This is a genomic window from Serratia sp. OS31 (assembly GCF_014164835.1).
GTDB classification, from domain to species: Bacteria; Pseudomonadota; Gammaproteobacteria; order Enterobacterales; family Enterobacteriaceae; genus Serratia; species Serratia liquefaciens_A.
Window position 1 is genome coordinate 16,862 of the sequence record NZ_JACJFQ010000021.1, and the last position, 25,474, is coordinate 42,335.

Here is a 25,474-nt window from a genome sequence, read left to right on the forward strand (position 1 = left end):
CCGTATTTACCCGGTACACGGCGGTAAATACGGCAGGGATGCATTGACGAACGGCGGAGGTTATCAGTATGTATCCTTATGTTCTTGAGGCTGAAGGGATCAGTAAGCAGTTTCCCGGCGTAAAGGCGCTGGACAAGGTCTCAATTAAAATCAAACCAGGCAGCGTGCACGCTTTAATGGGCGAAAACGGCGCGGGAAAATCCACGCTGATGAAATGTTTAATCGGTATTTATCACCCTGATGAAGGCACCATTAAAATAAAAGGCCAACCGGTGACCTTCAGCGACACGCTGCAGGCGCTGCATTCGGGCATTTCCATGATTCACCAGGAACTCAACCTGGTGCCTTATATGACGGTAGCGGAAAATATCTGGCTGGGGCGTGAGCCGGCGAAGCTGGGCTTCGTAAACCATGATCAACTGAACAAGAAAACCCGCGAGCTGCTGGCGCGGCTGAACATCAAACTCAAACCGGAAACGATGGTGGGCGAACTGAGCATCGCCAGCCAACAGATGGTGGAGATCGCCAAGGCGGTTTCCTACAACGCGGACGTCCTGATCATGGACGAACCCACCTCGGCCCTGACCGAGGGTGAGGTGGTGCATCTGTTCGCCATCATTCGCGAGCTGCGTGAGCAGGGCAAAGGCATTATCTACATCAGCCACAAGATGGACGAGATTTTTGCCATCACCGATGAGGTGAGCATCTTCCGCGACGGCACCTTTATTGCCAGCGATAAAACCGAAAACCTGACCAAACAGTCGCTGATCACCATGATGGTGGGCCGCGAACTGACCCAGATGTTCCCTAAATTCAACAACAATATCGGCGAGGAAGTGCTGCGGGTCGAAGGGCTGCGGCGTTCGGACTGGTTCCACGATGTCTCGTTCAGCGTGAAGCGCGGCGAAATCCTCGGTGTCGCCGGGCTGGTGGGCGCCGGGCGCAGCGAGGTGATGGAAAGCCTGTTCGGCATGCACCCGGCGGACGGCGGCAGTATTTTTATCGAGGGCAAGGCAGCAAAGGTCGATTCCCCTTCAAAGGCCATCGAACTCGGCCTGGCGTTCCTCACCGAAGACCGCAAAAAATCCGGGCTGTTCCTGGTGCTGTCGGTGGTCGAGAACATGAGCATCGTCAACCTGTCGGAGTACATCGGCAAGAACGGGTTTGTCAGCCATGTGCAAATGGCCAAAGACTGCATGGAGCAGATCAAAAAGCTCAATATCAAAACCCCGACCATGGACCAAATCATCAATAACCTCAGCGGTGGTAATCAGCAGAAGGTGCTTATTGCCCGCTGGCTGCTGGCCCAGCCCAAAATATTGATCCTCGATGAGCCAACGCGCGGCATCGACGTCGGGGCCAAGGCGGAGATCTATCGCCTGATCAGCGAGCTGGCGAACCGCGGCGTCGCCATTATTTTGGTGTCGTCGGAATTACCGGAAATTCTCGGCATGAGCGACCGGGTGATGGTGATGCACGGCGGCCGTATTACCGGCATTTTGGATAAAGAAGAAGCGGATCAGGAAAAAATCCTGGCGCTGGCCTCTGAATAACGCAAAGGTGAACCACCATGAGTAATGTAAAAATTGAGAAGCCGCTTGCGGGTAAAGCGCCCCTGTTCTCTGGCCTGAGCGGCAAAATGCCGAAAGATACCGGCATCTTTATCGTGATGATCGGCATCGCACTGGTCTTTGAAATCCTTGGCTGGTACATCCGCGACCAGTCATTCCTGATGAACCCTAACCGGCTGCTGCTGATCGTGTTGCAGGTAGCGATTATCGGCATCATCGCGGTGGGCGTGACCCAGGTCATTATCACCACCGGTATCGATCTCTCTTCCGGCTCGCTGATTGCGTTGACGGCGGTGGTGGCGGCCAGCCTGGCGCAAACGTCAGACAGCATTTCGCCGATGTACCCGGCGCTACTAGACCTGCCGGCGGCGATCCCGATCGGCGCAGGGATCGGGGTAGGTATTGTTTGCGGGTTTATCAACGGCTTCCTGATCACCCGTACTGGCATTCCACCGTTTATCGCCACTCTGGGCATGATGGTGTCGGCACGTGGCCTGGCTCAGTATTACACCCAGGGCAACCCGGTCAGCTTCTTGTCCGACGGCTTCACCTCAATCGGTCAGGGCGCGATGCCGGTGATCATCTTCCTGGTGATTGCGGTGATCTTCCACATCGCGTTGAAACATACCCGCTACGGCAAGTACATCTACGCCATCGGCGGCAACATGACCTCCGCGAGAGTTTCCGGCATCAACGTCAATAAATACCTGGTGACGGTCTATACCATCGCCGGCGGTCTGGCCGGGTTGGCGGGCGTGGTCCTGGCGGCGCGCGTCAGCAGCGGCCAGTCGAGCATGGGCATGTCCTACGAGCTGGATGCGATTGCCGCCGCGGTCATCGGCGGCAGCAGCCTGATGGGCGGCGTCGGGCGCATTACCGGCACGCTGATTGGTGCGGTGATCCTCGGGCTGATTAAAAGCGGATTCACCTTTATCGGCGTGGACTCCTATATTCAGGACATTATCAAAGGCGTGATTATCGTTGCCGCCGTGTCTATCGACATGCACCGTAACCGCAAAAAACACTGATTGCCGTAAATCTCCGCCGGTGCGGCTTGCCCGGCGGTTTTTTTTACCTCAGGGGAATCACCATGAAATACCTAAAAAGAATCGTGCTGGTGGCGGCGCTTAGCTGTTCCACCTCGGTACTGGCGGAGACTATCGGCGTATCGATGGCCTATTTTGACCAGAATTTCCTGACCATTATCCGCCATTCGATCGACAAAGAGGCCAAGGCGCGCGGTATTACCGTGCAGTTCGAAGATGCCCGCGGTGACGTTGGCCGCCAGACCGATCAGGTGCAGAGCTTTATCAGCGCTGGGGTGGACGCGATTATCGTCGATCCGGTCAACTCGGCGGGCACGCCTGCGATCACCAGGTTGGTGACCAAGGCGGGTATTCCGCTGGTGTATGTGAATCGTACGCCGGGCGACAGTACGCTGCCTTCCGGCGTGGTGTTCGTCGGCTCCGACGAGAAACAGTCCGGTACCTTGCAGATGGAAGAGCTGGCGCGCCTGGCGAATTACCAGGGCAACGTGGCCATCATGATCGGTAACCTGACCGACGCCGGTGCGCTGCAACGCACCAAAGACGTGGAGCAGGTGGTGGCCAAGTACCCGAAAATGAAAGTGGTGCAGAAGCAAAGCGCCAACTACTCGCGCAGCGAGGGTATGGATCTGATGCTGAACTGGGTAACCAACGGTGAGCCCATTGATATCGTCGCGGCCAACAACGACGAGATGGCGATTGGCGCGATCATGGCATTGCAACAGGCGGGTAAAAAGGACAACAAAGTGTTGATCGGCGGAATCGACGCCACCCCGGACGGCCTGAAAGCGTTATCTTCCGGCAAGATGCAGGTCACGGTATTCCAGGACGCCGTCGGCCAGGGCAAGGCCTCGGTCGACGTGGCGCAGCGGATGATCAAGGGCGAAAAGCTGGAACCCTATTATTGGATCCCGTTTGAACTGGTCACGCCGGCCAATATGCAAAAATACGCGGCAAAGTAAGCTGGAAACGCCCGCATCCGCGGGCTTTAACATCAAAGCGCAGCAAGATGTTGGCGTACGATCTCGCGGCCAATCTCCAGTGAGGCGGTCGCTGCCGGGGAGGGTGCATTGCAGACGTGCAGCGAGCGGCGGCCCTTCACAAAATGAAAATCATCCACCAGTTTGCCGTCGGCGGTCAGCGCCTGGGCGCGAACCCCGGCCGGGCCGGGTCGGATATCTTCCGGCTGCAGTTCGGGGATAAGCTGACGTGCGTTCTCGGTGAAGCGCCGGCGTGACAGGGAGCGCCGAACTTCTGCCAGCCCTTCGCCAAGATAATTGCCGGCGATTTTCCAGAATCCTCGATAGCCGAGCACTTCGCCCAGATCCCGCAGGCTGAAATCGCACTTGCGGTAACCTTCGCGTTTGAATGCCAGCACCGCATTGGGGCCAACGTCGCGTTTGCCGTTGTACATGCGGGTAAAATGCACGCCGAGGAAAGGGAAGTCCGGGTTAGGTACCGGGTAGATCAGATGATTCACCAGATGGTTTTTTTCTTCGTTCAGCACAAAATACTCACCCCGGAACGGCACGATCTTCATGCCGGTCTGATAGCCGGCCAGGGCGGCGATGCGGTCACTGAACAGACCGGCGCAGTTAACCAGCCACTTGCCCTGATACGCCGCGTGCTGAGTGCCGATGCTGACGCCGTCACTGCGTTCAGTAATGCTTTCTACCTGTTGTCCATAGCGGATCTCGCCGCCGCGTTGCTGGATGACCTCAGCCAGCTTTGCCGCCACCTGGCTGTAATTGACGATGCCGGCATCCGGCACCAGCAGCGCCTCAATTCCGTTGACGTGCGGTTCGCGTTCCTTTAACTGCGCCTGCGATAATCGGCTGACCGCGAGCCCGTTCTGTCGCCCGCGCCGGTAGATATTCTCCAGTAAAGCCAGTTCCTTCAATTGGGTTGCCACAATCACTTTGCCACACTGCTCCTGATAGAGATCATGCTCGCGGCAGAAGGCGAACATGCTTTGATTGCCCAGCTTGGCCAGCCGCGCCTTCAGGCTGCCGGGAGTGTAGTAAATGCCGGAATGCACTACGTTGCTGTTATGGCCGCTTTGGTGGGCCGCCGGGCCATTTTCTTTTTCCAGGATCAGGATGCGCAGCACCGGGTTCGCTTCCTGTAGCGCATTGGCGATCCCCAATCCCACCAGACCTGCGCCGATAATGATCACGTCATGCATGATTACCCTAACTCCTCATGGTCCAGGCGGCGCAATTTACCGCGTACGTTGCTGAGATGGTTCCGCATAGCGGCCGTGGCCGCCGCCGGATCGCGAGCCTTGATCGCCATAAATACTCGTTGGTGCTCGTCGATCACCCGTTGGCGTTCGGCCTGACGGCCAAGGTTCTTGCTGAGTGAATACACCAGCACGCCGAGATATAATTCGTGCATGTTATCCAGGATCTGCACGAAAAACGGGTTGTGCGAGGCTTGCATAATGGCGCGGTGGAACAGGTAATCCTCTCGGTGGCCAATCAAACCTTCGTCGAGGGTGCAGCGTTTGAAGTCGTTAAGGGTCAATTCTATCGCCCGTAGTTCCTGTTCGGTATGGCGTTCGGCGGCCATGCACGCCGCCTGTTGTTCAATCACCTCGCGCATTTCCAGCAGCGCTTCCACTTCATCAGGATCGGCTATTTCCAACACCAGCGGCTGGTATTTGCTCAGCAGGGAATGTTGTTCCACCCGGTGGCCGCCCCCCTGACGTGAAGAAATAATGCCGCTGACCTCGAGGATGCCGAGCGCCTCACGCACGGGCACCCGGCTGACGCCAAAGGCCTCCGCCAGCAGGTTCTCTGACGGCAGTTTTTCCCCGACGGGGAAGGTGCCGTTACTGATGCCTTCTTTCAACTGCGCCAGCACCTGATGTGAGGCCTTCTGGCGCGTCACTTTATTGATCATTCATCGCCCTCTGCGGATGGCTCCGCCTGAAACGTAACAGGTGCATGGACGCTGCAGTAACAATTAACGCCGCGCCGCCCAAGTCGGTCAGCAGCCCCGGTTTAATCAGCAGGATAGCCGCTACGCTAAACAAGATCCGCTCCAGCCAGTGAGTTTTCATCATCCAGAAGTTGGCGCTGGCGATCGACAGCGCATAAATCCCTACCAATGCGCTGATCACCATATGGATCACCGACAGCGTATTAAGGTCGTCGCTCTGCATCAGCAGCATCGGGTTGTAGACCAGAATAAACGGGATAATAAAGCCCGGAAGCGCAAGGCGTACGGCGTCCCACGAGGTCTGCATCGGGTCGGCGCGGGCGATGCTGGCGGCGGTGTAACTGGCCAGCGCCACCGGCGGCGTGATGTTGGACAAGGCGCCAAACCAGAACACAAAGAAGTGCGCCGCCAGCGGCATCACGCCGGCCTTGATCAGGATCGGCGAAACGGTAACCGCCACCACGATATACAGCGCGGTAGAGGGCAGCCCCATACTCAGTACGATACACACCAGCATCACCACCAGCAGGATCATCCACAGGGTATTGTTGGTCATCGCGACGATATTAAACGCCAGCGTGGAACCGATGCCGGTCATGGTGACCACGCAGATGATCACCCCGATGGCGGCGCAGGCTACCGTCACCTGAATAGAACCGCGTGCCGCTTCGTTCAGCGCCTCGGCGATTTTTTTCGGCGTCATGCGCACGGTGGTATCGGGGGTGATCCAACTGGCGACGATGATCGAAATAATACCGAGGAACCCGGCATAGATCGGCGTTTTGCCCAACAACAGGGTGCCGATAACGATGAACAACGGCAGCAACAGCAGGCCGCGCGCCTTCAGCACCGCTTTCACTTTGGGAATATTTTCTTTGCTGATGCCTTTCAGACCCTGCTTTTTAGCCTCCAGATCGATGGCAATAATCAGCGCCGCGTAATAGAGCAATGCGGGAATAATGGCGGCGATCACGATGGTGGTATACGAAATGCCGAGGAAGCCGGCCATGATAAAGGCGGCGGCCCCCATGATCGGCGGCATGATCATTCCGCCGGTGGAGGCGGTGGCTTCAACCGCACCGGCAAAGCGGGGCGACAGGCCGATGCTTTTCATCAGCGGAATGGTGAAGGTGCCGGTAGTAGCGACGTTGGCCACCGCGCTGCCGCTCAGGGAGCCGGTCAGCGCCGAGGAGATCACCGCGACCTGCGCCGGGCCGCCGCGACGCCGGCCGGCCATCGCCAGCGCCAAATCGTTGAACAACGCCGTGGCCCCGCTGACGCTGAGGAACGCGCCAAACAGGATAAATACCACGATGGCGGTGGAGGCGGTGGACAGGGTGATGCCGAAGATCCCTTCGCTGGTCATAAACAGCCGGTACAGCAGGCGTTCGAACGAGAAGCCGCCGTGGCCGAAAATGCCCATAAAGTACTGCCCGAACAGCGCATAAATGATAGCGAAGGTCGCCAACCCAGGGATGAAATACCCCGTGGTGCGGCGTGCGGCTTCAAACAGTACGCCGATGCCGATCACCGCCATCAGGTAGTCGGTGGTATTGGGAATGCTCTTGCGCACCACGTGCAAATCCAGATAGCTGGCGTAGAAATACCCGTAGCTGACCAGCGTCAGGATGATAAACAGGTAGTCCCAGCGGTTGAATTTGCTGGTGGCGTGGCGGCGAGAGAACGGAAATAAAATGAACCCGAGGATCAGAATGCCGCTGAGAAAAGTGGTATTGCGGTAGAACTCCTGGGTATTCGACAGCGCATTGGCATAAATGGCATAGGCGGAAATCGCTATCGCCAGCACCGTGGCCAACTGCAAGTAGATACCGCTCAGCGGGCGGCTGCCGGCGCCGGCTTCCTTATCCAGATCGACGGCATTTTGCGGTGACAGGTTGTTAGTACTCATACGACCTCCTTATCGATTGGCGGCAAGCGCTGCCGCTTCCGGTGGGATCAGGTAGTCGGGCACGCTGACCCCTGCCTCCAGATAATATTTATAAGCGCCCATATGCAGCGGCACAGAGACGCCTTTCAGCGCATTCTCCAGCGAAATGTATTTGGCGGCGCTGTGGACCTGATGCACCTCCGGCAGGTTTTCAAACAGGGTTTTGGTCAGGTCATATACCAGCTTTTCATCAAGGCCATTCAGGGCCACCAGAATATTGGGTTGGGCGATGGTAGAGACCGCTTTGCTCTGCCGTGGGTAGGTATCGGCCTTGATATCAAAACGGAACCAGGAATTGGCGATGGCGTTGATATTGGCCAGTTGTTCATCGGTGACGTCGAGAATGCGTGACGGTACGCCGCTGGCATACATGTCGGTGACCGCTGCCGCCGGTACCCCGGCAGGCAGGGCACCGCCGTCGAGCCGCCCGTCGCGCATGGCCGAAACGGTGTCGCCATAGCCCAGATACTCCGGCGTCAGCGATTTCTTGCTCAGGTTAACCCCTTGCAAAATGATCAGCGTGGACTGCTCGGTGCCGCTGGCCTGTGGTCCCACCGAAAAACGGCTGCCGGCGATGTCATTCAGGGTGCCGTCCTTGACTTTGTTTTCCAGCATCACAAAGTGTTCTACGTTTGGCCACAGCATCGAGATGGAGCGCAGGGGGCCGTAGGCGCGGCCTTCGAAATTGCGCACACCCTCATAGGCTTCGACGGCGATCAGGCTTTGCAGGATCGCCAACTGCGCCTCGTTTTTCTGCAGCAGATCGATATTCTCTATCGATCCCGCGGAGGATTGCCCGCTGACCTGGATGCCGTTCTGCTTCAGGCGGTTGCTCCAGACGTTGGCCAGCCCGACGCCCATCGGGTAATAGGTGCCGCCGGTGGAGGCGGTGGCCACGGAAAGGAAGGTCTTGTCGGCATTCTCCACCTTGCCGGCGACCGCCAGCGCCGCGACGGCAGCCAGAGCCCCCGCGGCCAGCAACAGCTTGATTTTTCTATTTTTCATTATTTTCACCCGAAATTTTTTGAAACAAATAGAAAACATTTACGCAAACTTGTATACAACATTGCAGCTTTTTTTACCTAGCGGCCGTTGTTCAATTTGTGATCTAACCGAGTGAAAAACGATCGGGAAATAAGCAATGAGTTAGGGGGGAGAAGGGAAGAACCCCGTGACGGGCGCCACGGGGGAAATGCAAATTACCAGCCTTTAACGGCGTCACCCTTGTAGATTTCGGCGGCGCTGGCGGCAACCTCATCGGTCTGGTAGGCCTTGACCAGATTCTTCACGTTTTCGCTGTTCTGGTTATCCACCCGGCTGGCGAAGATATTGACGTAAGGGGAGTTTTTGTCTTCGACAAACAGCCCGTCCTTGGCCGGCGACAGGCCAATTTGGCTGGAGTAGTTGGTGTTGATGATCGCCAGTGCGATCTGTTTGTCATCCAGTGCTCGCGGCAGCTGTGGCGCTTCGATCTCGACGATTTTCAAGTTCTTCGGATTACTGACGATATCCAATGAGGTAGGCAGCAGCCCGACGCCTTCCTTCAGCACAATCAACCCCTGTTTTTGCAACAGCAACAGTGAGCGGCCTAGGTTGGTCGGATCATTGGGGACGGCAACCTGCGCGCCGTCGGCCAGTTGACTGAGCGATGAGATTTTTTTCGAATAGCCGGCGATCGGATAAACGAAGGTATTGCCTACCGCCACCAGTTTATAACCGCGCTCCTGGATCTGTTTTTCCAGGTAAGGCTTGTGCTGGAAGGAATTGATGTCGAGATCGCCATTATTCAGCGCTTCGTTGGGCAACACGTAATCATTGAAGGTCACCACTTCCACATCCAGATTGTATTTTTGTTTGGCGACTTTCTGCACGACCGCCCACATCGCCTGATCGATGCCGGAGCTGATGCCGACTTTGATGTGATGGTTGTCTTGTTCGGTCGGTCCACAGGCAGTCAGCAGCAGGCTGCTTGTCACCGCCAGCGCCGCGGCGAGTTTTTTCAGTGTAAATGTCATTTCCCAGAGTCCTTGTCAAAATAGCCTGCTGGTTATTGCAGGCTGAAGAGTGGCACTGACTCTAGATAATCGGCTGACTAAAATAAAATACTGATTCTCTATGATTAATAGCGATTTGCTATGAGGGAGGTCAGGCTCCGCGGCTGCGCCAAAACAGCGCAAACAGTTCGGACTGCGTGTTGATGCCCAGTTTCGAGTACAGATGCTTTTTATGCGCCCGTACCGTCTCGATAGAAATCTGCAGGCGGCGGGCGATCTCCTTGGTAGAACAGCCCGCCAGCATCAGTTGGCTGACCTGGTTTTCCCGTTCCGTCAATGGTGCGCCGCCGGGCAACGACGACAGTGAGAAGTTGCTGTCGCTATCATCGCTGGCGTTTTCGAAACGCATCCGCTGGCGCATCAATGGCAGTAGCCAACTTTCGACCAGAGCCAGCAAGCCGAGGTGACGATCGCTGTAGCGCCGAGAGGCGCCCAACGACAGGCAAAGCATGCGCTGCGGCTCCACCAGCAGGTTGAAATGCACCTCATCACCACCGACGTTATGGTTGAAATAGTGTTGATAGTATTCCGTCGCCGCAAAATTGGCGGGCGCGACGTCGTCCAGACGTAACAGCCCGGTGCGCCGGCGCGCCCAGGCATCCAGATAGAAAGGGTCGAGCAGATAGAGCCCTTTCTGGTAATCGTGAAACAGCGCTTCGTCACTGCCGTCGCTTTCGTCGCTGGCAGCCAGGATCTGTGGTGGATGCTGTGGAGAAAACAGCAGCGCCACCCAGTTTTCGAACGGGATATGCCCCTTCAACAGGCGCGTACAGCTCAGCCAGAAATCCGCCCCGTCGAGGTTATCGACCAGTTGGCCGAATGCCCGATGCCAGGCCAGCGTCTCGGGAGAAATAAGGCTGCTGTTACCCACTGATGTTACCCCTGTCATGGAATAGCCAGAATGGCTGTTTCGGGCATACTACCATTATTATTACTGTGTTCCGCGTGGAGGATAAAATGGAAATAACCCTGGCCCAATTGCCCTGCCGGGAAGGCTGCGTCGCCGACAACCTGGCGCAGGTTCTGGCATTTATCGAGCGTTACGCCAAGGGCGGCAACCTTATTCTGTTCCCGGAAACCCAGCTCACCGGTTTCGCTGCGGCGCAGGGCGACACCGACTATGCCCTGCAAAGCGACGGCGCGGCGTTACAGCAGCTGGTGCAGGCCAGCCGCCAATACGATGTCGCGCTGGGAATTGGCTTTCTTGAACGCACCGATAAGGGGGTGTTCAACAGTACGGTGCTGATCACGCCGGAGCAGGGGATCTATCTGCACTATCGCAAAACCCATTTGTGGCCGGATGAGCGTGCTGCCGTCATTCCCGGCGATACGTTGGTGTGTGGCGTTTGGCGTGGAACGCGTATCGGGCTGTTGATTTGCTACGATCTTGAGTTCGCGGAAAACGCCCGGGCGTTAGCCGTTATGGGCTGCCAATTGCTGTTGGTGACCAACGGCAATATGGACCCTTATGGCCCGGTGCACCGCAATGCCGCGCTGGCCCGCGCGCAGGATAACCAGATGTTTGTCGCCATGACCAATCGCTGTGGCGACGGCGGGGGGATGCAGTTCGCCGGCGAAAGCCTGATTGTCGATCCGCTCGGGCGCGAAGTCGCCGGATTGGGCCGTGCGGCGGGGGCGCTGTCTGCCACATTGGATTTTACCCTGTTAGAGCAGGCTCGCCGTCACTACCGTTATCTGGACGATCGGCGCTTGCCGTTAGGGGGAGAAGCGCAGTGGGTTGAAGGGGAAGAGGGGCGCCGGGGGTGGCCACTGGGCTAATCGGCCCGGTGTATCCTGTTTGTGCCCTGGTATACAGTTTGTTTTGACGGGGGATCCGCCTGCTTATTATGATGACGGAAAGCCCAACCGGGGCGCGAATAGCCAAAGGAAAAGACAATGCGATTTAACATGTGGCGCAAGGCGTTGCTGCCATTGGTGGTTTTGACTTGCGTATCAGCGGCTCAGGTGCAGGCGGCGGAGAGCGTAGCGGCACCTATCCCGAAAACGTTATTGGGCAACTGGCATGTCAGCAAGATCCTGCCGACCCAAACCGTGGGGTGCTGGGATGAACAGCAGGCGAAAGGCCTGATCGGTGGCAAGATCGGTTATAAAGCAGGGAGTTTCACCTGGAATGGCACCGAGTTGAAAAGCGAAGGGGCGACCCTCAGCACGGTGGAAGCGCAGGAGTTCGTCGAGGACAATTCCGGCAGCAGTTCTTATATCGATTTCCCGATGCTGGGTATCAGCACGCCGGCGGTTGAGCGGGTGATGATCCAGCATGCCGATACCACAATCAAAGGCATTACCGATCAGGGTACCGACGGCGTGCCAGGGGATAACGTGCTGGTAAAAGATGCCAACACGCTGATCCTGTCGGTGTGTAACGTTTGGTTTGAAGCCCAGCGCGTGCGGTGATCCCGGCCATCGGGTTATTTTGTCCTGCCCTCATTGCGTCAGCGCGATGCGACCAAAGAGGGCATGACGCCCTTGCGGAGTAATTGCCGAAAGCTGATCCAGGCGGCAAACCCGTTGATTATCGAAATAAATAAACTCTCCCTCATTTTCCAGCGTCTGGGTGGTTAACGCCGTCGCCTGAAAACACTGCCCGTTAACCAATTCAACGTTCAGCCGGTAGCCGTAGAGGCAGGCAATTTCCAAATAATCATGCAGTTCGCAGTCTATGGGCCGGTAAGTTGTCATGACATCCCCTGGCAACCCTGCATTTTAAAAATGTAATAGCCCGTTTGGCCAATAGCCTGCTCCACCTCAGGGCTGGAGGACTCGCTGTGACAGAAGGCGCAGCTGCTTTGGCTGATATTGTCCTCTTCAATGTTGTTCTGCTTGAGAAACTGTTGCGCATAGCGTCTGGCCTGCGCCAGATCATTGCTGTCAGTGAACACGTCGAAATGCAGATAGCGACCATCCCTGGTATGTACATGAGTGTCAAATACATTGATATGCATAGTTATTTATCCTTTTTTTGTTGATCTGAATATTAATATGGTATCGAGTCGATACCATTATCCTCGCATTTGATAAAAACCCTGTCAACGGCGCTTTTAGCCAAAATGACCGCTTGAGAGCAGGGGGCAGGCAGGGGGGCATAAACCCTAAAGAAGCGTTTCAATATGGAAATGAGTGGAGAGAAGCGGTGATTTATTTTTTGTGTCACGCTTGCCGATTTAATTATTTATAAAATCAAAGGACTATCCGGATTGAGAAAATAAACAGGCGTTTGAAATCCTGGGATATTTCAATGCCTGGATGCCTTAAGAAAATAGCCGCCGATTTTATATCGGCACGCTGATAGGCAAACGCTATTACAGCTATAGGCGCAGGCTGGGTTATTCATTGATTGTTATCAATTATGCGGCGCATCTTCCTCTCTACTATTGCCGGGCGACTGTCTATTGGATGGGCAATACCTCATAAGGATAGAAAAATGAAAAAGGTCACCCGTATTGCGGCGATGTCCCTTACCGGCATGGTCTTATGTTATCTGGGGCTTTCGGGCTATGTTTGGTATCACGATACTCAGCGAACGGTGTACAGCCAGGCACCGCGCTCGGCGCTGGAGAAAAATAATCAGGTTCTCGGATTGCTGAGAGAAAAGGGCTGCGATTATTGCCATACACCTTCTGCCGAACTTCCCTTCTATGCCTCTTTTCCCATTGCCAAACAGCTGATGGAATACGATATCCGCCTCGGCTATCAGTCTTTTAACCTGGAACCTGTGCGTGCCAGCCTGATCGAAGATAAAGCGGTATCACAAAGCGATCTGAACAAGATTGAATGGGTGATGCAGCATAAGACCATGCCGCCGACACGGTATGTCGCCTTGCATTGGGCGGGGCAGGTGAATGAGCAAGAGCGCGAGACCTTGCTTGGCTGGATAGCGCAGCAGCGCGCGCGTTACTACGCCAGTAACGAGGCCGCCGTGGAACACCGCAATGAGCCGATTCAGCCGATCCCCAAGGCATTGCCCGTCGACGCACAGAAAGTGGCGTTGGGTTTTCGACTGTATCACGACCCGCGTCTTTCCGGAGACAGCACTCTCTCTTGTGCCCACTGCCATTCACTCAATACCGGAGGTGTAGACGGCAGAAAAACGTCGATTGGCGTTGGCGGCGCGGTAGGGCCAATAAATGCGCCAACGGTATTCAACTCCGTGTTCAACAGCGAGCAGTTCTGGGACGGCCGCGCGCCAACGTTGCAGGTGCAGGCCGGTGGACCGCCGCTCAACCCTATCGAAATGGCCTCCAAATCCTGGGAGGAGATCATCGGCAAGCTGGACAAGGATCCGATATTAACCCGTGATTTTGTCGCCGCCTATCCGCAGGGCCTCAGCGGCGAGACTATTACGGATGCCATCGCCGAATTTGAAAAAACCTTAATCACGCCGGACTCGCCTTTCGACAGCTGGCTGCGCGGCGATGACAATGCCATGACGATGCAGCAGAAACACGGTTATCAACTGTTCAAGGACAACAAATGCGCCACTTGCCACGGGGGAACCATCCTGGGGGGGCGTTCCTTCGAGCCCTTGGGGCTGAAACGCGACTTCAATTTTGGTGAAATTACCGCCGCGGATATCGGACGCATGAACGTCACCAGCGAAGCGCGCGACAGGTTACGGCAGAAGGTGCCCGGCCTGCGCAATGTGGCACTGACGGCGCCTTATTTCCATCGCGGGGATGTCGCCACGCTGGATGAGGCGGTCAAACTGATGCTGCGCTATCAGGTGGGTACCGAACTGCCGCAGCAGGATGTCGATGATATTGTTGCCTTCCTCGAAAGCCTGACCGGCGTGTATACCCCTTACACGCAAAGCCAGAAATAACGCGCTGACGGCCCGCGTCATCATAGCGTACCCAGCCCCGGTAACGGGGCTGTTCCAACGGCAAGATGCCCGTTCGTCCCTCCGGTTTCTGAACTAAAATTATCCATAACGGGACAACAGAAATGTTGCCGTGCAAATCGGGGTCTCTATGAATCAATGACAGGAGGCGCTATGTGCTATCAACATATTATGATTGCCACCGACCTGAGTGATGACGGAAAACGGTTGGTGGAAAAAGGCGCGAGATTGGCCGCGGCATTGCAGGCCAGGCTCTCTCTGATCTACGTGGATATCCATTACGATACCTACCACGCGGCGATTGGTTTTTCTGAGAGAAGCTACGACGGCGTCCCTTTTGAAGAGAAGATCAAGAAAGAGCTGGAGCCGCTGACCCAAAACGTGAATTACCCGGTCAACGAGGCGATCATCGGACACGGCGATTTTATCGAAGAGTTGAAGAATGCGGTGGTGGATAAAAGCGTCGACCTGGTGGTTTTTGGCCATCACCACGATCTGTGGAACAAGCTGTTTTCCTCAACCCAGCATGCCATCAACCAGTTGAATGTCGACGTGCTGGTTATACCAATCAAACAATAGCCAGAGCATTAACCCTGCCAGTATTCACTCTGGCAGGGTGACGGACAGACTACTGGGTGAAAAAGTCGTTATACAACATGTAGAGGTGCGCCGCGCTCCAGGAGAAATTCGGCGCGCCCTGTTGCATACCGGTCAGCGGGTTGTAGTTCTCGCGGATGGGACCGTCGGTCACCAGCCCGTCGGCGTGGTTGAAGAAAGCCTGGGCCATGGCGACAGCGTCGGCACGATAGCCGTAGCTCTCCATGCCTTTCAGCCCGAAATACAGCTGATCTACCCAGACCCGCCCCCGCCAGTAAATATCGGCACCGAACGCCGGATTGGTCAGCGCTGCCGTACCGAGAGGGACGTAGGTGTTGAACTCACGCGGATCCTTCATCACTTTAACTACCGAGTCGGCGTGTTGTTGGCTGGCGGCGCCATTAAATAATGGAGACCAACCTTCTGGCCCTTTACCTCGCTCCACGATGGGGTAACCGGCGCAGCCATTGGGCAGCGGTTTATCTTCGATACGGATGTCGTAGAAGAAACCGCTGGCGCTATCGAACATGCAGTTATTGATGTAATCCGCCAGTTTATCGGCCTTGCTGCGGAAGGTGGCGGCCTCGGTATTGCGGCCCAGAATATCGGCCATCTCGGCCAGATACCGGTTGTCGCTGTACATGTAGCTGGCCTGATCGACAGATTCCTGCAGCAGCGAATAGCCGAGCAGGGTACCGTCCGCGGCACGGTTTTCGGCAAACTTCACCTGCCAGTCCTGCCGTTTACCGCCCTGCGCCAGGTAACGGGCCAACTGATCCGGATCGATAAAGCCAAAGGCGGCGGCGTCGTCGCGGCCCGACTCCCAGGATGCGGCGACCTGGGCCGGGATTTCAATACTGTCGAAACGCCCGGAGCGTACCACCCGATCATAGTTGTTCAACCCGGCAAGCTTTTGCTCATGCTGTCCACGTTTAACGGTAAACAGCATCCGACCGTCCGGCGTGTTGTGTGCCTTGTCGCGCGTGGCGCCATACTCTGGCACCCCGTTGCCGTTATGGTCCCGGTTGCGCAGCCACCAGTCGTGATAGGCGACCAGCTTAGGATACATCTCGGCCAGCCACTGTTTATCGCCGGTGGTGTGGTACACCTCCATTACCGCCCAGGCCGCTAGGCTGGGTTTGGTATTGCGTTCATTCCAGTTGCTGCCATCGCCGCCGCGTTCCGGGCTGGGGTTATAGGCGATCAAATCGGGAATAAAGCCGGCATCCCACGGGCGCAGCGGGTCGTCAGGCTGGATCTGGAAAGCGAACACCGCACGGATATTATCCTTGGCGACGTTGGGATTAAAATGCGCCATTGCGTAGGCCTGCTTCCAGGTATCCCAGGGCCAGGTCTGGTTGCCGGAGAACCAACGCCCGGTGACCGAAGGCGTCACCGAATCAAATTTCATCGCACCGGCGGCCCCGCGCCAGTTGGCGTTTAAGGTTTCTATCGCTTTAACCGCCACGCGTTCCTGTGCCTGGGTGGCATGCGGATTCGACAGCCCCCGGTCGAGATAATTTTCCCAACGCTGGGTCGATGCGTTCATGTAGCGCTGTGGATCGGCGAGGATCGAAGCAATCTTGCTTTGTTCCTGCTGTACTTCTGCGGCGGTGAGCAGGTGAGAGTAGGTGGTATAGAAGGTGGTGGAGCCGGAAATCGTGGCTTTGGCGATAAACCTATGGCCATTGACCGTCGTTTGCTGTGGCAGCGACTTATGAATTTGGTATTCGGACTCGCCGGAAGTCATCAGTTGTGAAGCGGCGCGCACCTTGCCGAAGGTAACCCGCAGGCCGTCGTTGGTTGGCAACAGGTGCCGCGTATAGTCGGGGAATGCCTGCTCGATGGTTGGCGGCGACTGCGGTTTTTGTTCTTTGGCGTAGTATTTTTCCAACAGTTCGCCATCCCACACCAGTTCCAGTGGCGTATCGCTAATTATTTGGGTTTCGAGCAGCGAAGTGCGGGCAGTAGCGAATCGCAACGTCAGTTTAACCGCGATCCCTGGGGCGGTAAGCCGCTGGATCAGCGCGCCGGGGATGCTGTAGGCGGTCATGTTGAAGTGGACTTTCTCACCGTTCTTATACAGGCTTAGCCGGTCGAAGTTATTGGCCATAAAGTTAATGTATTCTTCGGTGAGCAGCGCCGGGCCCGGGAAACCGCCCATGCTTTCCGGGCCGTTTGGCAGCAAATGACCATGCCAGGCGCCAAGATCAAAAAACGGATTGAAGCGTTGGTGTTCATCGAAATCATAATCGAGCATGTAGTGTGGGGCACCGCTGCGATTAATCACGTTTTTATAGGCTTCCGCCCGCAAAGGGCTTTCGTTACCCGGGTGAGAGACGCAGCCTGACATCGTCAGGGCCGCGGAGACAGCCAGGGCCAGAGACGGCAGTTTATTAATCATCTTCATTATGTTTGCCTTTATGTGTTACCAATAAAAATACTGCATCAGAAACACCGAGTTGCTGGTGTCGGTGCTGTCGTTGGTCATATAAAATTTGCTGTCCAACGCAGTGGCCAGCTTGCCGCCGGCATATTCGTACCAGATACCGGCCTGCGCGTAAGAGGTTGCGGTGTCCGGCGCATTATCCAGCCGATGGCGGGCGTAACTGTAGGCCGTCGAGAAATACAGCCCCTTGGCGGCTTCAACCATGGCGCTCAGCATCAGGCCCGACTCCGAGCCCGGGTGATTGCCGTCCCCCTTGCCGGTGTGCTGCCAGACCCGACCGGCCAGGTTTTCCCCTTTCAGCCCCAGCAAATAGAGTTGCCCCATGCCGTCGGTGATTTCCAGACCGTTTAACAACGTCAGGCCTTCCTGCAGATCGTATTGCGTATAGCCGTTGACCATCGCCCGGTAGCGGTACTTATCCGAATAGCGGTCATATTTGCCAAAGTGCAACAGCGCCTTGCTCTCGTCGATGCGACTTTCCGGTGCGGCGGTCAGGCTGTAGCGGAATTTACCGGTCAGGTTCTGCAACTTGGCTGCATAGGTGAGATCGCGGGTATTGGGGATCACATAACCGTATTCCGGGGTAAAGTCTGCCCACCATTGCAGATCGTCCAGCGAAGAATCATTACGCAGACTAAGCATCATTTCGGTGCCGTCATCGGTGCGGTAACCGGCATAAAAGCGGTTGATGCCGCCCTCAAACCCGCCCCAACTGTGGTCCGGCGTCCAGGCATTACCCTGATGGTCGGCCTGTACCGTCCAGCCTTCGCCGTAGAGCAGGCCGAACCACTGGCCGTGCTTGATCTCCAGTCCGCCTTCGATATAGGTGCCATCGCTGTATTTATGCTGGTGCTCCCCGTTTAAATAGACGCTGCCGCCGATACCCAACTCGCCGTAAAAGCGCAGGGCGGTAGGGCCGGTATTGGTCAGTTCGGGGGGCGGCAGAACGTTATGTTCCGCCGGCACCACAGACTCCTGAGCCAACAACGGCAGCGGCAACATCAGCAGTAACGTGCGCAATATTTTATTCTTGGGTTTAATTTTCATGTGGACACGCATTGGGTTTGGGTCATTGGCGAGCCTGCGGGGGGCCCGCCAACTTGAACCGTTAACGCCATGTGGGTCGGCCCCTTTTCCCTGGGAGGAGATAAAAACACCGTCGCATACCGGCGGTAAACGGAGCACATATTAGTAAATTTTTTAGTAAAAAATACCGATATATCAGTAAATCGTTAACTTGATCACAAAGGGTGAAATGGGTATCTTCGCTACGGGCGTTGCGAACCGCAGAACTACGCATGGCACCAGATACCGCCGCGCTGGAGGTAAAAGGACGTTTCTGGCGGTTTAAAGGGGGGAGAGTATCGAGGCGTATACCTCGTTGAGCTGTCCCGGTAAGCTAGCGTTTTTGTCTATTCGTTGAGACTCTATGGCCACACTGAAAGAAATCGCAGAAGCTGCAAACGTGTCTGTCGCTACCGTTTCACGGGTGTTGAATGACGACCCCACGCTGAGCGTGAAGGCGCAAACCCGGCAAAAAATCCTGGAAGCGGCGGAACGTCTCGAATACAAAGTCCAGCCTTCAAAACGTCACAGCGGGCATCGGCTGACTTTCGCCGCGCTTTTCACCTATAAACAAGCCATAGAGATTAACGATCCCTACTATTTGGCGATGCGCTATGGCATTGAAACTCAATGCGAAAAGTTGGATGTTTCGCTGGTGGCCTGCTACGACTTCAACGGTGAAAAAACCTTGCCTGCGGCTGACGCGCTGCTGGTCATCGGCCGGCCGCAGCCTGCGCTTTACGAACAGCTAAGCCAGCAGCGAGTGCCGGTGGTGTTCGTTGACGGTGTCATCGACGACCCGCAGTTCGACTGCGTCAATGTCGACCTGACCAAGATCAGCCAGAAGGTGATCGACTATTTCATCGAATGCGGTTACTCGCGGATTGGGTTTATCGGCGGACGCGACGATCCGGCGCTGGCCGATCAGCGTGAACAAGCCTTTGTGGAATACGGCCGCTTGAAAAACGTGGTACGACCGCAGGATATTTACACCGGCGATTTCAGCAGTCAGGCGGGCTACCAGTGCGCCAGGCAAATGCTGGACAAGAAGGGCGGTTATCCGCCAGCCCTGTTGGTCGCGACCGACTCTATCGCCATCGGGGTATTGCGTGCCTTGCACGAGCATTCGGTTCAGGTTCCTGGCCAGATTGCGCTGATCAGCGTGAACGATATCCCCACCGCACGTTTTATTTTCCCTGCATTATCCACCGTTCGCATACCTTCCGAAACCATGGGCGCTCAGGCCGTCAATCTGTTGACGGAGCGTATTCGTGACGAACGGACCATTCCATTATCGATCTTTGTTCCCAGCTCGCTTCAGTTGCGCGATACCACCGTTGCTTGAAAAGGTCCCCTGTGCCCTATGCCGATCGCGGCAGCACAGGGAGGCCGAACGGCTAAAAATTAACGTCATGATTAAAAAAGACATTTCATATTTATTGTGATCCCGTCGTCATTAGGTAAATATGATCTGTAGTTTTTACTAAATATTTACTATCGTTCTCCCATTGAAAGTTGTCGGGAGACGTGACGTGAATCATTGGGAAAACATAGAAAAACAATCAGAGAATCGCTTACCGCCGCGAGCGAGCTTCTTCAGCTATCGGAATGCCACGCAGGCATTAAGCTTTGATCGCAACGCCAGTGCGGCATTTCAACTGCTGAGCGGCCGTTGGCAGTTTCGTTACTTCGAACACCCCGATCGGGTGCCGGCCGCGTTCTATAGCCAGCCGATGGCGGATTGGGGCGACATCACGGTACCGGGCATGTGGCAGATGGAAGGTCACGGCCAACTGCAGTATACCGATGAAGGCTATCCCTTCCCGATCGACGTGCCTTACGTGCCGACCAACAACCCCACCGGCGCCTATCAACGTCAGTTTACGCTTGGCGACGACTGGGCAGATCAGCAGGTCATCATCAAGTTTGACGGCGTGGAAACCTACTTTGAGGTGTATCTCAACGGTCGCTATGTCGGTTTCAGCAAAGGCAGCCGTTTGTCCGCCGAGTTTGATCTTAGCGACTATGTGAAAGCGGGCGAAAACCTGCTGTCCGTTCGCGTCATGCAGTGGGCCGACTCGACGTATATTGAAGATCAGGACATGTGGTGGATGGCCGGCATCTTCCGCGACGTTTATCTGATCGGTCAACAACGCACCCATATTCACGATCTCACGCTGGTTACTCGCTTCGATGAACAGTATTGCAATGCAGTGCTGGCGCTGGATGTCGAGCTTGGCAACCTGAACCCGGCCGTGGCAAGCGGTTATCGCCTGCAGGCTCAGCTTTTTGACGGTGAAGACTGCGTCGCCGAACGCTGGGAAAATGAGCTCAGTATCGGGGCCAGCGCCCGCTGCCGATTCGAGATCCCGGTCAGCCAGCCGCAGCAGTGGAATGCGGAAAACCCGTATCTGTATCAATTGCTGCTCAGCCTGTACGACAACGCCGGTAATCTGGTGTCGGTGGTGCCGCAGCGAGTCGGGTTCCGTGAGATCGGCGTGCGTGAGGGGCTGTTCTACGTCAACGGACGTTATTTGAAGCTGCATGGCGTGAACCGCCACGATCACGATCATCGCAAAGGGCGCGCGGTTGATATGGCGCGGGTGGAGCGTGACATCGTGTTGATGAAACAACACAACATCAACTCGGTGCGAACCGCCCACTACCCGAACGATCCGCGCTTTTATGAGTTGTGCGATATCTACGGCCTGTTTGTGATGGCGGAAACCGATCTGGAAAGCCACGGTTTCGCTAACGTCGGCGATATTAGCCGCATCACCGACGATCCTCGCTGGGAAAACGCCTACGTCGAGCGTATTGAGCGTCATGTGATGGCGCAAAAAAACCACCCTTCAATCATTATCTGGTCGCTGGGCAACGAGTCCGGCTATGGCTGCAACATCCGCGCTATGGCCAAACGTTGTAAGGCGCTGGATCCCACTCGCCTGGTGCATTACGAAGAAGACCGCGATGCGGAAGTGGTCGATGTGATCAGCACCATGTATTCGCGGGTGGCGATGATGAATGCCTTTGGCGAGTATCCCCATGCCAAACCTCGCATTTTGTGTGAATACGCTCATGCCATGGGCAATGGGCCGGGAGGCCTGTTCGAGTATCAGTCGGTGTTTAACCGCCATGCCAGCCTTCAGGGGCATTACATCTGGGAGTGGTGCGATCACGGTTTGCTGAGTCATGACGCGCAGGGGCGTGAACGCTATCAGTACGGTGGGGATTACGGCGATTACCCGAATAACTATAACTTCTGCATGGATGGCCTGATCTACCCGGATCAGCGCCCCGGTCCTGGCCTGCGTGAATATAAGCAGGTGCTGTGCCCGGTAGAGGTCAGCGGCGCAGGCAAGGGGAGGCCGGTGCTGCGGGTTAAAAACCGCTACTGGTTCAGTTCATTGGCCGATATTACGCTGGTCGTCAGCGTGAAGGCCGGGGGGCGTCAACTGGCCAGTTACGACATCAAGCTGCCGCACCTGCAGCCGGGCGAGTCTGAAGAGCTGCATCTTCCTGAGCTGGCGCTGGGCACGCAAGAAACCTTTATTGACGTAGCCGTGTATAAAGACAGCGCCACCCGATACAGCGAAAGCGGCGATTTGCTTGGCCAGTATCAGCATCTGTTGCAACCTGCTGCACCGACACTCATTGCGCCGCCGGTAGATAAACGCGCTTCGCCGCTGCAATGCCATGACGAAAACCACCGGTTGGTGGTCAGCGGCGACAATTTCAGCCTGTCTTTCTCGCATCTGAGCGGTGAGCTGCTCTCTTGGCTGGTGGCGGGGGACGAGGTGGTGGGGCGTGCACCACACCTTTCCTTCTTCAAACCGGTGATCGATAACCATAAGCAAGAGTACGAAGGGATTTGGCATCCGCACCACCTGCAGATTATGCAGCATCACTTCCGCAGTCTGCACTGGGAACGGCAGGGCGATGATCTGGTGATTGAGGTTTGCACCCTGATTGCACCGCCGGTGTTCGATTTCGGCATGCGCTGCCGTTACCGCTGGCAGATATCGCCGCTGGGGCATGTCAGCCTGGATCTGTCGGGCGCGCCTTACGGCGACTTCCAACAGGTCATTCCGAAGATTGGGCTGGATTTCGGCCTCAGCCGCCGCTTTGAACAGGTGGAATACTATGGCCGTGGGCCGGGTGAAAACTATCAGGACAGCTGCCAGGCCAACCTGATCGGCCATTATCAGCAGCGGGTGGGCGAGCTGTTTGAACACTACCCGTTCCCGCAGGATAACGGCAACCGCCAGGAGGTCCGTTGGCTGAGCCTGCAGGATGGCGAAGGCAAAGGGATCTTTATTCAGCCGCGACGCCCGATCAATTTCAGCCTGTGGCCTTATAGCGCCGACATGCTGCATCAGGCTCAGCACATTAACGAGCTGCAAGAAAGCGATTACCTGACGTTAAACCTTGACGATCAAATTCTGGGCCTTGGTTCCAACTCCTGGGGATCGGAGGTGTTGGATTCGTATCGGGTTTATCTGTCGCCGTTCAGCTACGGCTTTACGCTGGTGCCTTTCAATCGGCAGGAAACCCAGGCAGAGAAGCTGGCCGAATTTAATTACGCGCCGGTCAATAATAACGCTCAGTCAGAAAAGGCGAACTCATGATTATTGTCGAATCATTAGCGGAGTTTCAGCGCATTTACCGCTCAGGGAAAAAATGGCTACGCTGCATGGAGGCCATCAATAATATTAATAATATCAAGCCGAATGTCTTTCATTCGGTCGGCGACTCGCTGGTCTACCGACTGACGTCCGGCCCTGGGCAACAGCGTAGTGAGTTGGAGGGAAATCGCCGCTATTTTGATCTGCACTATTACCTGGCCGGCCAGGAGATCATTGAGGTTGCCGATAAAAGCGAACTGACTTCGGTAGTGGCCTATCAGGATGAAACCGACCGAGAATTTTTCAACGGGCAGGGGGAAATACACCGCGTAGGCGAGGGCAACGTGGTTATTTTTGAGAACCATCAGGCGCACCGATTTAAAGAGAGTCACCAGGTAAAAAAAGTCATTTTAAAAGTGACCGTCGAAGACAGCTATTTTGTGAATAAATAGCGGCAATCTCTTATTCCAAATATAAGTACCCTACAAATTTCGGAGAGTGTCTATGGCTGTGTCGAATAGAAATACTATCGGCAAGTTTGGCCTGCTGGCGATGACGTTCGCGGCAGTGTTCAGCTTCAATAATGTGATAAATAATAATATCCAGCTTGGCATCGCATCCGCCCCGGTATTCCTGGTGGCGACCATTATCTATTTTATTCCTTTCTGCCTGATCATTGCCGAGTTCGTCTCGTTGAATAAAAACTCTGAGGCGGGGGTATACGCTTGGGTAAAAAGCGCTTTAGGCGGGCGCTGGGCATTTATGACCGCCTATACCTACTGGTTCGTGAATTTATTCTTCTTCACCGCGCTGTTGCCGAGGGTCATCGCCTACGCTTCCTACGCGTTTTTAGGGTATGACTACGTCTTTACGCCATTAACTACCGCGATCATCAGCATTTTCCTGTTCGCATTTTCGACCTATATCTCAAACAGCGGAGCCAAACTGCTGGGCCCGATGACCTCGGTGACCTCATCGTTGATGCTGTTACTGACGTTTTCCTACATCATTCTGGCCGGCGCGGCGGTGATTGGCGGTATAGAACCGGCTAACCCGATCACCGTAGAAGCCATGACCCCAAGCTTTAACTGGGCCTTCCTCGGCATCACCGCCTGGATTTTTCAGGCCGCGGGCGGGGCAGAGTCGGTTGCGGTGTACGTCAACGACGTCAAGGGCGGCAGCCGCTCCTTTGTTAAGGTGATAGTCATCTCGGGGCTGGTGATTGGCGTGCTGTATTCGGTAGCGTCCTTGCTGCTTAACGTGTTCGTTAGCCGTGCCGATTTGCACTTTACCGGTGGCACGGTGCAGGTGTTCGAAGGCCTATCGGCGCACTTTGGCCTGCCGGCGGTGCTGATGAACCGTTTCGTGGGGCTGGTTTCCTTTACCGCCATGTTTGGCTCTTTGCTGATGTGGACCGCCGCACCGGTCAAAATCTTCTTCACCGAGATCCCTAAAGGCATCTTTGGCGAGAAGACCATTCGGTTGAATCAGCATGGCGTGCCAACCCGTGCCGCCTGGCTGCAGTTCTTTATCGTCATCCCGCTGATGCTGATCCCGACGTTGGGTTCCGACAGCGTGCAGGAGTTAATGAATACGCTGATTAATATGACCGCCGCCGCTTCGATGTTACCGCCGCTGTTCATCATGCTGGCCTATCTAAACCTGCGTTTGAAGTACGATCGCGTGGAGCGTGATTTTAAAATGGGCTCCCGGCTGCAGGGGATTGCGATTGTCAGCACGCTGATTGTCATTTTCACCGTGGGCTTTATCGCGTCAACCTTCCCGACCGGCGCCAGTATCATGACCATTGTGTTTTATAACGTCGGGGGCCTGGTGGTGTTCCTCGGCTACGCCTGGTGGAAATACAACCGCTATTCGAAGAGCCTGGACGCGCAAGCCCGGTATGATGAGGACACGCCATTAGCGAGGATTGCGCTGGAGTCGCAGGAGGGTAAAAAGACCCCAAATGGCGATCTGGGCTGTACCCCTTTGTAAACGCATTAGTGATTCATCCACGCCCCTCGGCATTCGCTGAGGGGCATTGAGTTTCCATAACGCGGCTTCCTTTCAATACAAATGTGAAAGCCGTCTCTTTTCGGTGATAACACGGGTTGCCTAAACTCCATCAGAAAAGGGTAAAGTTCGGTTAACCCAACAAATGTTAGGTTGTGTCTCGGAAAACTCTATCCACTTGTTTTATTAAGATTATTATAAGAATAAAATGCTGTGTCGCAGCCAATGATTATTTTTGACTCTTTTTTAAGGATAAAACCGACTTTATTATTTGATGGACATCACAGAATTAACGCTGAAATTCG

Annotated in this window: 21 protein-coding genes; 11 read left to right on the forward strand and 10 right to left on the reverse strand. The window is 55.5% G+C overall.

The genetic code is table 11. The annotated features are described in order from the left end of the window. Nucleotides 1–68: 68 nt before the first annotated feature. From H5P17_RS17185 to H5P17_RS17195, 3 genes are all read left to right on the forward strand, one after another. Nucleotides 69–1,553, forward strand: coding sequence for a sugar ABC transporter ATP-binding protein (locus H5P17_RS17185; protein WP_182824211.1), 1,485 nt, complete (start codon nt 69–71; stop codon nt 1,551–1,553). 17 nt (nt 1,554–1,570) lie between these two features. Further along, complete coding sequence (locus H5P17_RS17190) at nt 1,571–2,599, forward strand: ABC transporter permease (protein ID WP_020826399.1); 1,029 nt, start codon at nt 1,571–1,573, stop codon at nt 2,597–2,599. A 62-nt stretch (nt 2,600–2,661) separates the two neighbouring features. Further along, entirely contained in the window at nt 2,662–3,579 is a 918-nt protein-coding gene (locus H5P17_RS17195; RefSeq protein WP_044549898.1) for a sugar ABC transporter substrate-binding protein, read from the forward strand. Between the two features lie 32 nt (nt 3,580–3,611). On the opposite strand, the gene lhgO is transcribed toward H5P17_RS17195, so the two are convergent. The 6 genes from lhgO to H5P17_RS26830 form a co-directional block, all read right to left on the reverse strand. Continuing rightward, nucleotides 3,612–4,802 (reverse strand): L-2-hydroxyglutarate oxidase, encoded by a 1,191-nt coding sequence (lhgO, locus tag H5P17_RS17200; RefSeq protein ID WP_182824213.1) that lies wholly within the window; start codon nt 4,800–4,802, stop codon nt 3,612–3,614. A gap of 2 nt (nt 4,803–4,804) precedes the next feature. Beyond that, complete coding sequence (locus H5P17_RS17205) at nt 4,805–5,521, reverse strand: FadR/GntR family transcriptional regulator (RefSeq protein WP_182824215.1); 717 nt, start codon at nt 5,519–5,521, stop codon at nt 4,805–4,807. Further along, nucleotides 5,511–7,469, reverse strand: coding sequence for a TRAP transporter permease (locus tag H5P17_RS17210; RefSeq protein WP_182824217.1), 1,959 nt, complete (start codon nt 7,467–7,469; stop codon nt 5,511–5,513). The genes H5P17_RS17205 and H5P17_RS17210 overlap by 11 nt, the downstream gene beginning before the upstream one ends. A gap of 9 nt (nt 7,470–7,478) precedes the next feature. Continuing rightward, entirely contained in the window at nt 7,479–8,513 is a 1,035-nt protein-coding gene (locus H5P17_RS17215) for a TAXI family TRAP transporter solute-binding subunit (protein WP_182824219.1), read from the reverse strand. A 194-nt stretch (nt 8,514–8,707) separates the two neighbouring features. Continuing rightward, the gene (locus H5P17_RS17220; RefSeq protein WP_182824221.1) at nt 8,708–9,523 is read right to left on the reverse strand and encodes a MetQ/NlpA family lipoprotein; all 816 of its coding nucleotides are present in this window, start codon (nt 9,521–9,523) and stop codon (nt 8,708–8,710) included. Between the two features lie 130 nt (nt 9,524–9,653). Further along, nucleotides 9,654–10,433: a LuxR family transcriptional regulator gene (locus H5P17_RS26830; RefSeq protein ID WP_220496887.1), complete on the reverse strand. Its 780-nt coding sequence runs from the start codon at nt 10,431–10,433 to the stop codon at nt 9,654–9,656. An 86-nt stretch (nt 10,434–10,519) separates the two neighbouring features. Between H5P17_RS26830 and H5P17_RS17230 the strand changes: the two genes are divergently transcribed. Next, a complete protein-coding gene (locus H5P17_RS17230; protein ID WP_182824224.1) occupies nt 10,520–11,341 on the forward strand; it encodes a carbon-nitrogen hydrolase family protein in 822 nt (273 codons plus the stop codon). Between the two features lie 117 nt (nt 11,342–11,458). Continuing rightward, entirely contained in the window at nt 11,459–11,977 is a 519-nt protein-coding gene (locus H5P17_RS17235; protein ID WP_044549914.1) for a hypothetical protein, read from the forward strand. A 30-nt stretch (nt 11,978–12,007) separates the two neighbouring features. Here the strand turns inward: H5P17_RS17235 and H5P17_RS17240 are convergent, their stop codons facing one another. Both H5P17_RS17240 and H5P17_RS17245 read right to left on the reverse strand, forming a co-directional pair. Next, nucleotides 12,008–12,262 carry a Rho-binding antiterminator gene (locus tag H5P17_RS17240; protein WP_182824226.1) on the reverse strand — a complete coding sequence of 85 codons (255 nt, stop codon included), beginning with the start codon at nt 12,260–12,262 and terminating at the stop codon, nt 12,008–12,010. After that, on the reverse strand, nt 12,259–12,525 hold the full coding sequence (locus H5P17_RS17245; RefSeq protein ID WP_044549920.1) for a DUF2024 family protein: 267 nt from the start codon (nt 12,523–12,525) through the stop codon (nt 12,259–12,261). The genes H5P17_RS17240 and H5P17_RS17245 overlap by 4 nt, the downstream gene beginning before the upstream one ends. A gap of 479 nt (nt 12,526–13,004) precedes the next feature. Here H5P17_RS17245 and H5P17_RS17250 point away from each other — a divergent pair, with 479 nt between their 5' ends. After that, complete coding sequence (locus H5P17_RS17250; protein WP_182824228.1) at nt 13,005–14,402, forward strand: cytochrome-c peroxidase; 1,398 nt, start codon at nt 13,005–13,007, stop codon at nt 14,400–14,402. Between the two features lie 171 nt (nt 14,403–14,573). After that, nucleotides 14,574–14,999 (forward strand): universal stress protein, encoded by a 426-nt coding sequence (locus H5P17_RS17255; protein WP_182824230.1) that lies wholly within the window; start codon nt 14,574–14,576, stop codon nt 14,997–14,999. Nucleotides 15,000–15,048: 49 nt separating this feature from the next. Here H5P17_RS17255 and ygjK read toward each other — a convergent pair whose 3' ends face one another. Both ygjK and ygjJ read right to left on the reverse strand, forming a co-directional pair. Then, nucleotides 15,049–17,427 carry an alpha-glucosidase gene (ygjK, locus tag H5P17_RS17260; protein ID WP_182824232.1) on the reverse strand — a complete coding sequence of 793 codons (2,379 nt, stop codon included), beginning with the start codon at nt 17,425–17,427 and terminating at the stop codon, nt 15,049–15,051. Between the two features lie 18 nt (nt 17,428–17,445). Continuing rightward, on the reverse strand, nt 17,446–18,468 hold the full coding sequence (ygjJ, locus tag H5P17_RS17265; RefSeq protein ID WP_255477950.1) for a protein YgjJ: 1,023 nt from the start codon (nt 18,466–18,468) through the stop codon (nt 17,446–17,448). Nucleotides 18,469–18,895: 427 nt separating this feature from the next. On the opposite strand from ygjJ, the gene ebgR reads away from it, so the two are divergent. The 4 genes from ebgR to H5P17_RS17285 all read left to right on the forward strand — a co-directional run bounded on the left by ebgR (nt 18,896) and on the right by H5P17_RS17285 (nt 25,151). Further along, nucleotides 18,896–19,876 (forward strand): transcriptional regulator EbgR, encoded by a 981-nt coding sequence (gene ebgR, locus H5P17_RS17270; RefSeq protein WP_182824236.1) that lies wholly within the window; start codon nt 18,896–18,898, stop codon nt 19,874–19,876. A gap of 187 nt (nt 19,877–20,063) precedes the next feature. Continuing rightward, a complete protein-coding gene (gene ebgA, locus H5P17_RS17275) occupies nt 20,064–23,159 on the forward strand; it encodes a beta-galactosidase subunit alpha (protein ID WP_182824238.1) in 3,096 nt (1,031 codons plus the stop codon). Next, entirely contained in the window at nt 23,156–23,608 is a 453-nt protein-coding gene (locus tag H5P17_RS17280) for a beta-galactosidase subunit beta (protein WP_182824240.1), read from the forward strand. The genes ebgA and H5P17_RS17280 overlap by 4 nt, the downstream gene beginning before the upstream one ends. 52 nt (nt 23,609–23,660) lie before the next feature. Then, nucleotides 23,661–25,151 carry an amino acid permease gene (locus H5P17_RS17285; protein ID WP_182824242.1) on the forward strand — a complete coding sequence of 497 codons (1,491 nt, stop codon included), beginning with the start codon at nt 23,661–23,663 and terminating at the stop codon, nt 25,149–25,151. Nucleotides 25,152–25,474 lie beyond the last annotated feature (323 nt).

Coding starts and splice junctions, on each gene's coding strand:
- H5P17_RS17185 (WP_182824211.1), top strand. CDS start 69: ATGTATCCTTATGTTCTTGAGGCTGAAGGGATCAGTAAGCAGTTTCCC.
- H5P17_RS17190 (WP_020826399.1), top strand. CDS start 1,571: ATGAGTAATGTAAAAATTGAGAAGCCGCTTGCGGGTAAAGCGCCCCTG.
- H5P17_RS17195 (WP_044549898.1), top strand. CDS start 2,662: ATGAAATACCTAAAAAGAATCGTGCTGGTGGCGGCGCTTAGCTGTTCC.
- lhgO (WP_182824213.1), bottom strand. CDS start 4,802: ATGCATGACGTGATCATTATCGGCGCAGGTCTGGTGGGATTGGGGATC.
- H5P17_RS17205 (WP_182824215.1), bottom strand. CDS start 5,521: ATGATCAATAAAGTGACGCGCCAGAAGGCCTCACATCAGGTGCTGGCG.
- H5P17_RS17210 (WP_182824217.1), bottom strand. CDS start 7,469: ATGAGTACTAACAACCTGTCACCGCAAAATGCCGTCGATCTGGATAAG.
- H5P17_RS17215 (WP_182824219.1), bottom strand. CDS start 8,513: ATGAAAAATAGAAAAATCAAGCTGTTGCTGGCCGCGGGGGCTCTGGCT.
- H5P17_RS17220 (WP_182824221.1), bottom strand. CDS start 9,523: ATGACATTTACACTGAAAAAACTCGCCGCGGCGCTGGCGGTGACAAGC.
- H5P17_RS17230 (WP_182824224.1), top strand. CDS start 10,520: ATGGAAATAACCCTGGCCCAATTGCCCTGCCGGGAAGGCTGCGTCGCC.
- H5P17_RS17235 (WP_044549914.1), top strand. CDS start 11,459: ATGCGATTTAACATGTGGCGCAAGGCGTTGCTGCCATTGGTGGTTTTG.
- H5P17_RS17240 (WP_182824226.1), bottom strand. CDS start 12,262: ATGACAACTTACCGGCCCATAGACTGCGAACTGCATGATTATTTGGAA.
- H5P17_RS17245 (WP_044549920.1), bottom strand. CDS start 12,525: ATGCATATCAATGTATTTGACACTCATGTACATACCAGGGATGGTCGC.
- H5P17_RS17250 (WP_182824228.1), top strand. CDS start 13,005: ATGAAAAAGGTCACCCGTATTGCGGCGATGTCCCTTACCGGCATGGTC.
- H5P17_RS17255 (WP_182824230.1), top strand. CDS start 14,574: ATGTGCTATCAACATATTATGATTGCCACCGACCTGAGTGATGACGGA.
- ygjK (WP_182824232.1), bottom strand. CDS start 17,427: ATGAAGATGATTAATAAACTGCCGTCTCTGGCCCTGGCTGTCTCCGCG.
- ygjJ (WP_255477950.1), bottom strand. CDS start 18,468: ATGTTGCCGCTGCCGTTGTTGGCTCAGGAGTCTGTGGTGCCGGCGGAA.
- ebgR (WP_182824236.1), top strand. CDS start 18,896: ATGGCCACACTGAAAGAAATCGCAGAAGCTGCAAACGTGTCTGTCGCT.
- H5P17_RS17280 (WP_182824240.1), top strand. CDS start 23,156: ATGATTATTGTCGAATCATTAGCGGAGTTTCAGCGCATTTACCGCTCA.
- H5P17_RS17285 (WP_182824242.1), top strand. CDS start 23,661: ATGGCTGTGTCGAATAGAAATACTATCGGCAAGTTTGGCCTGCTGGCG.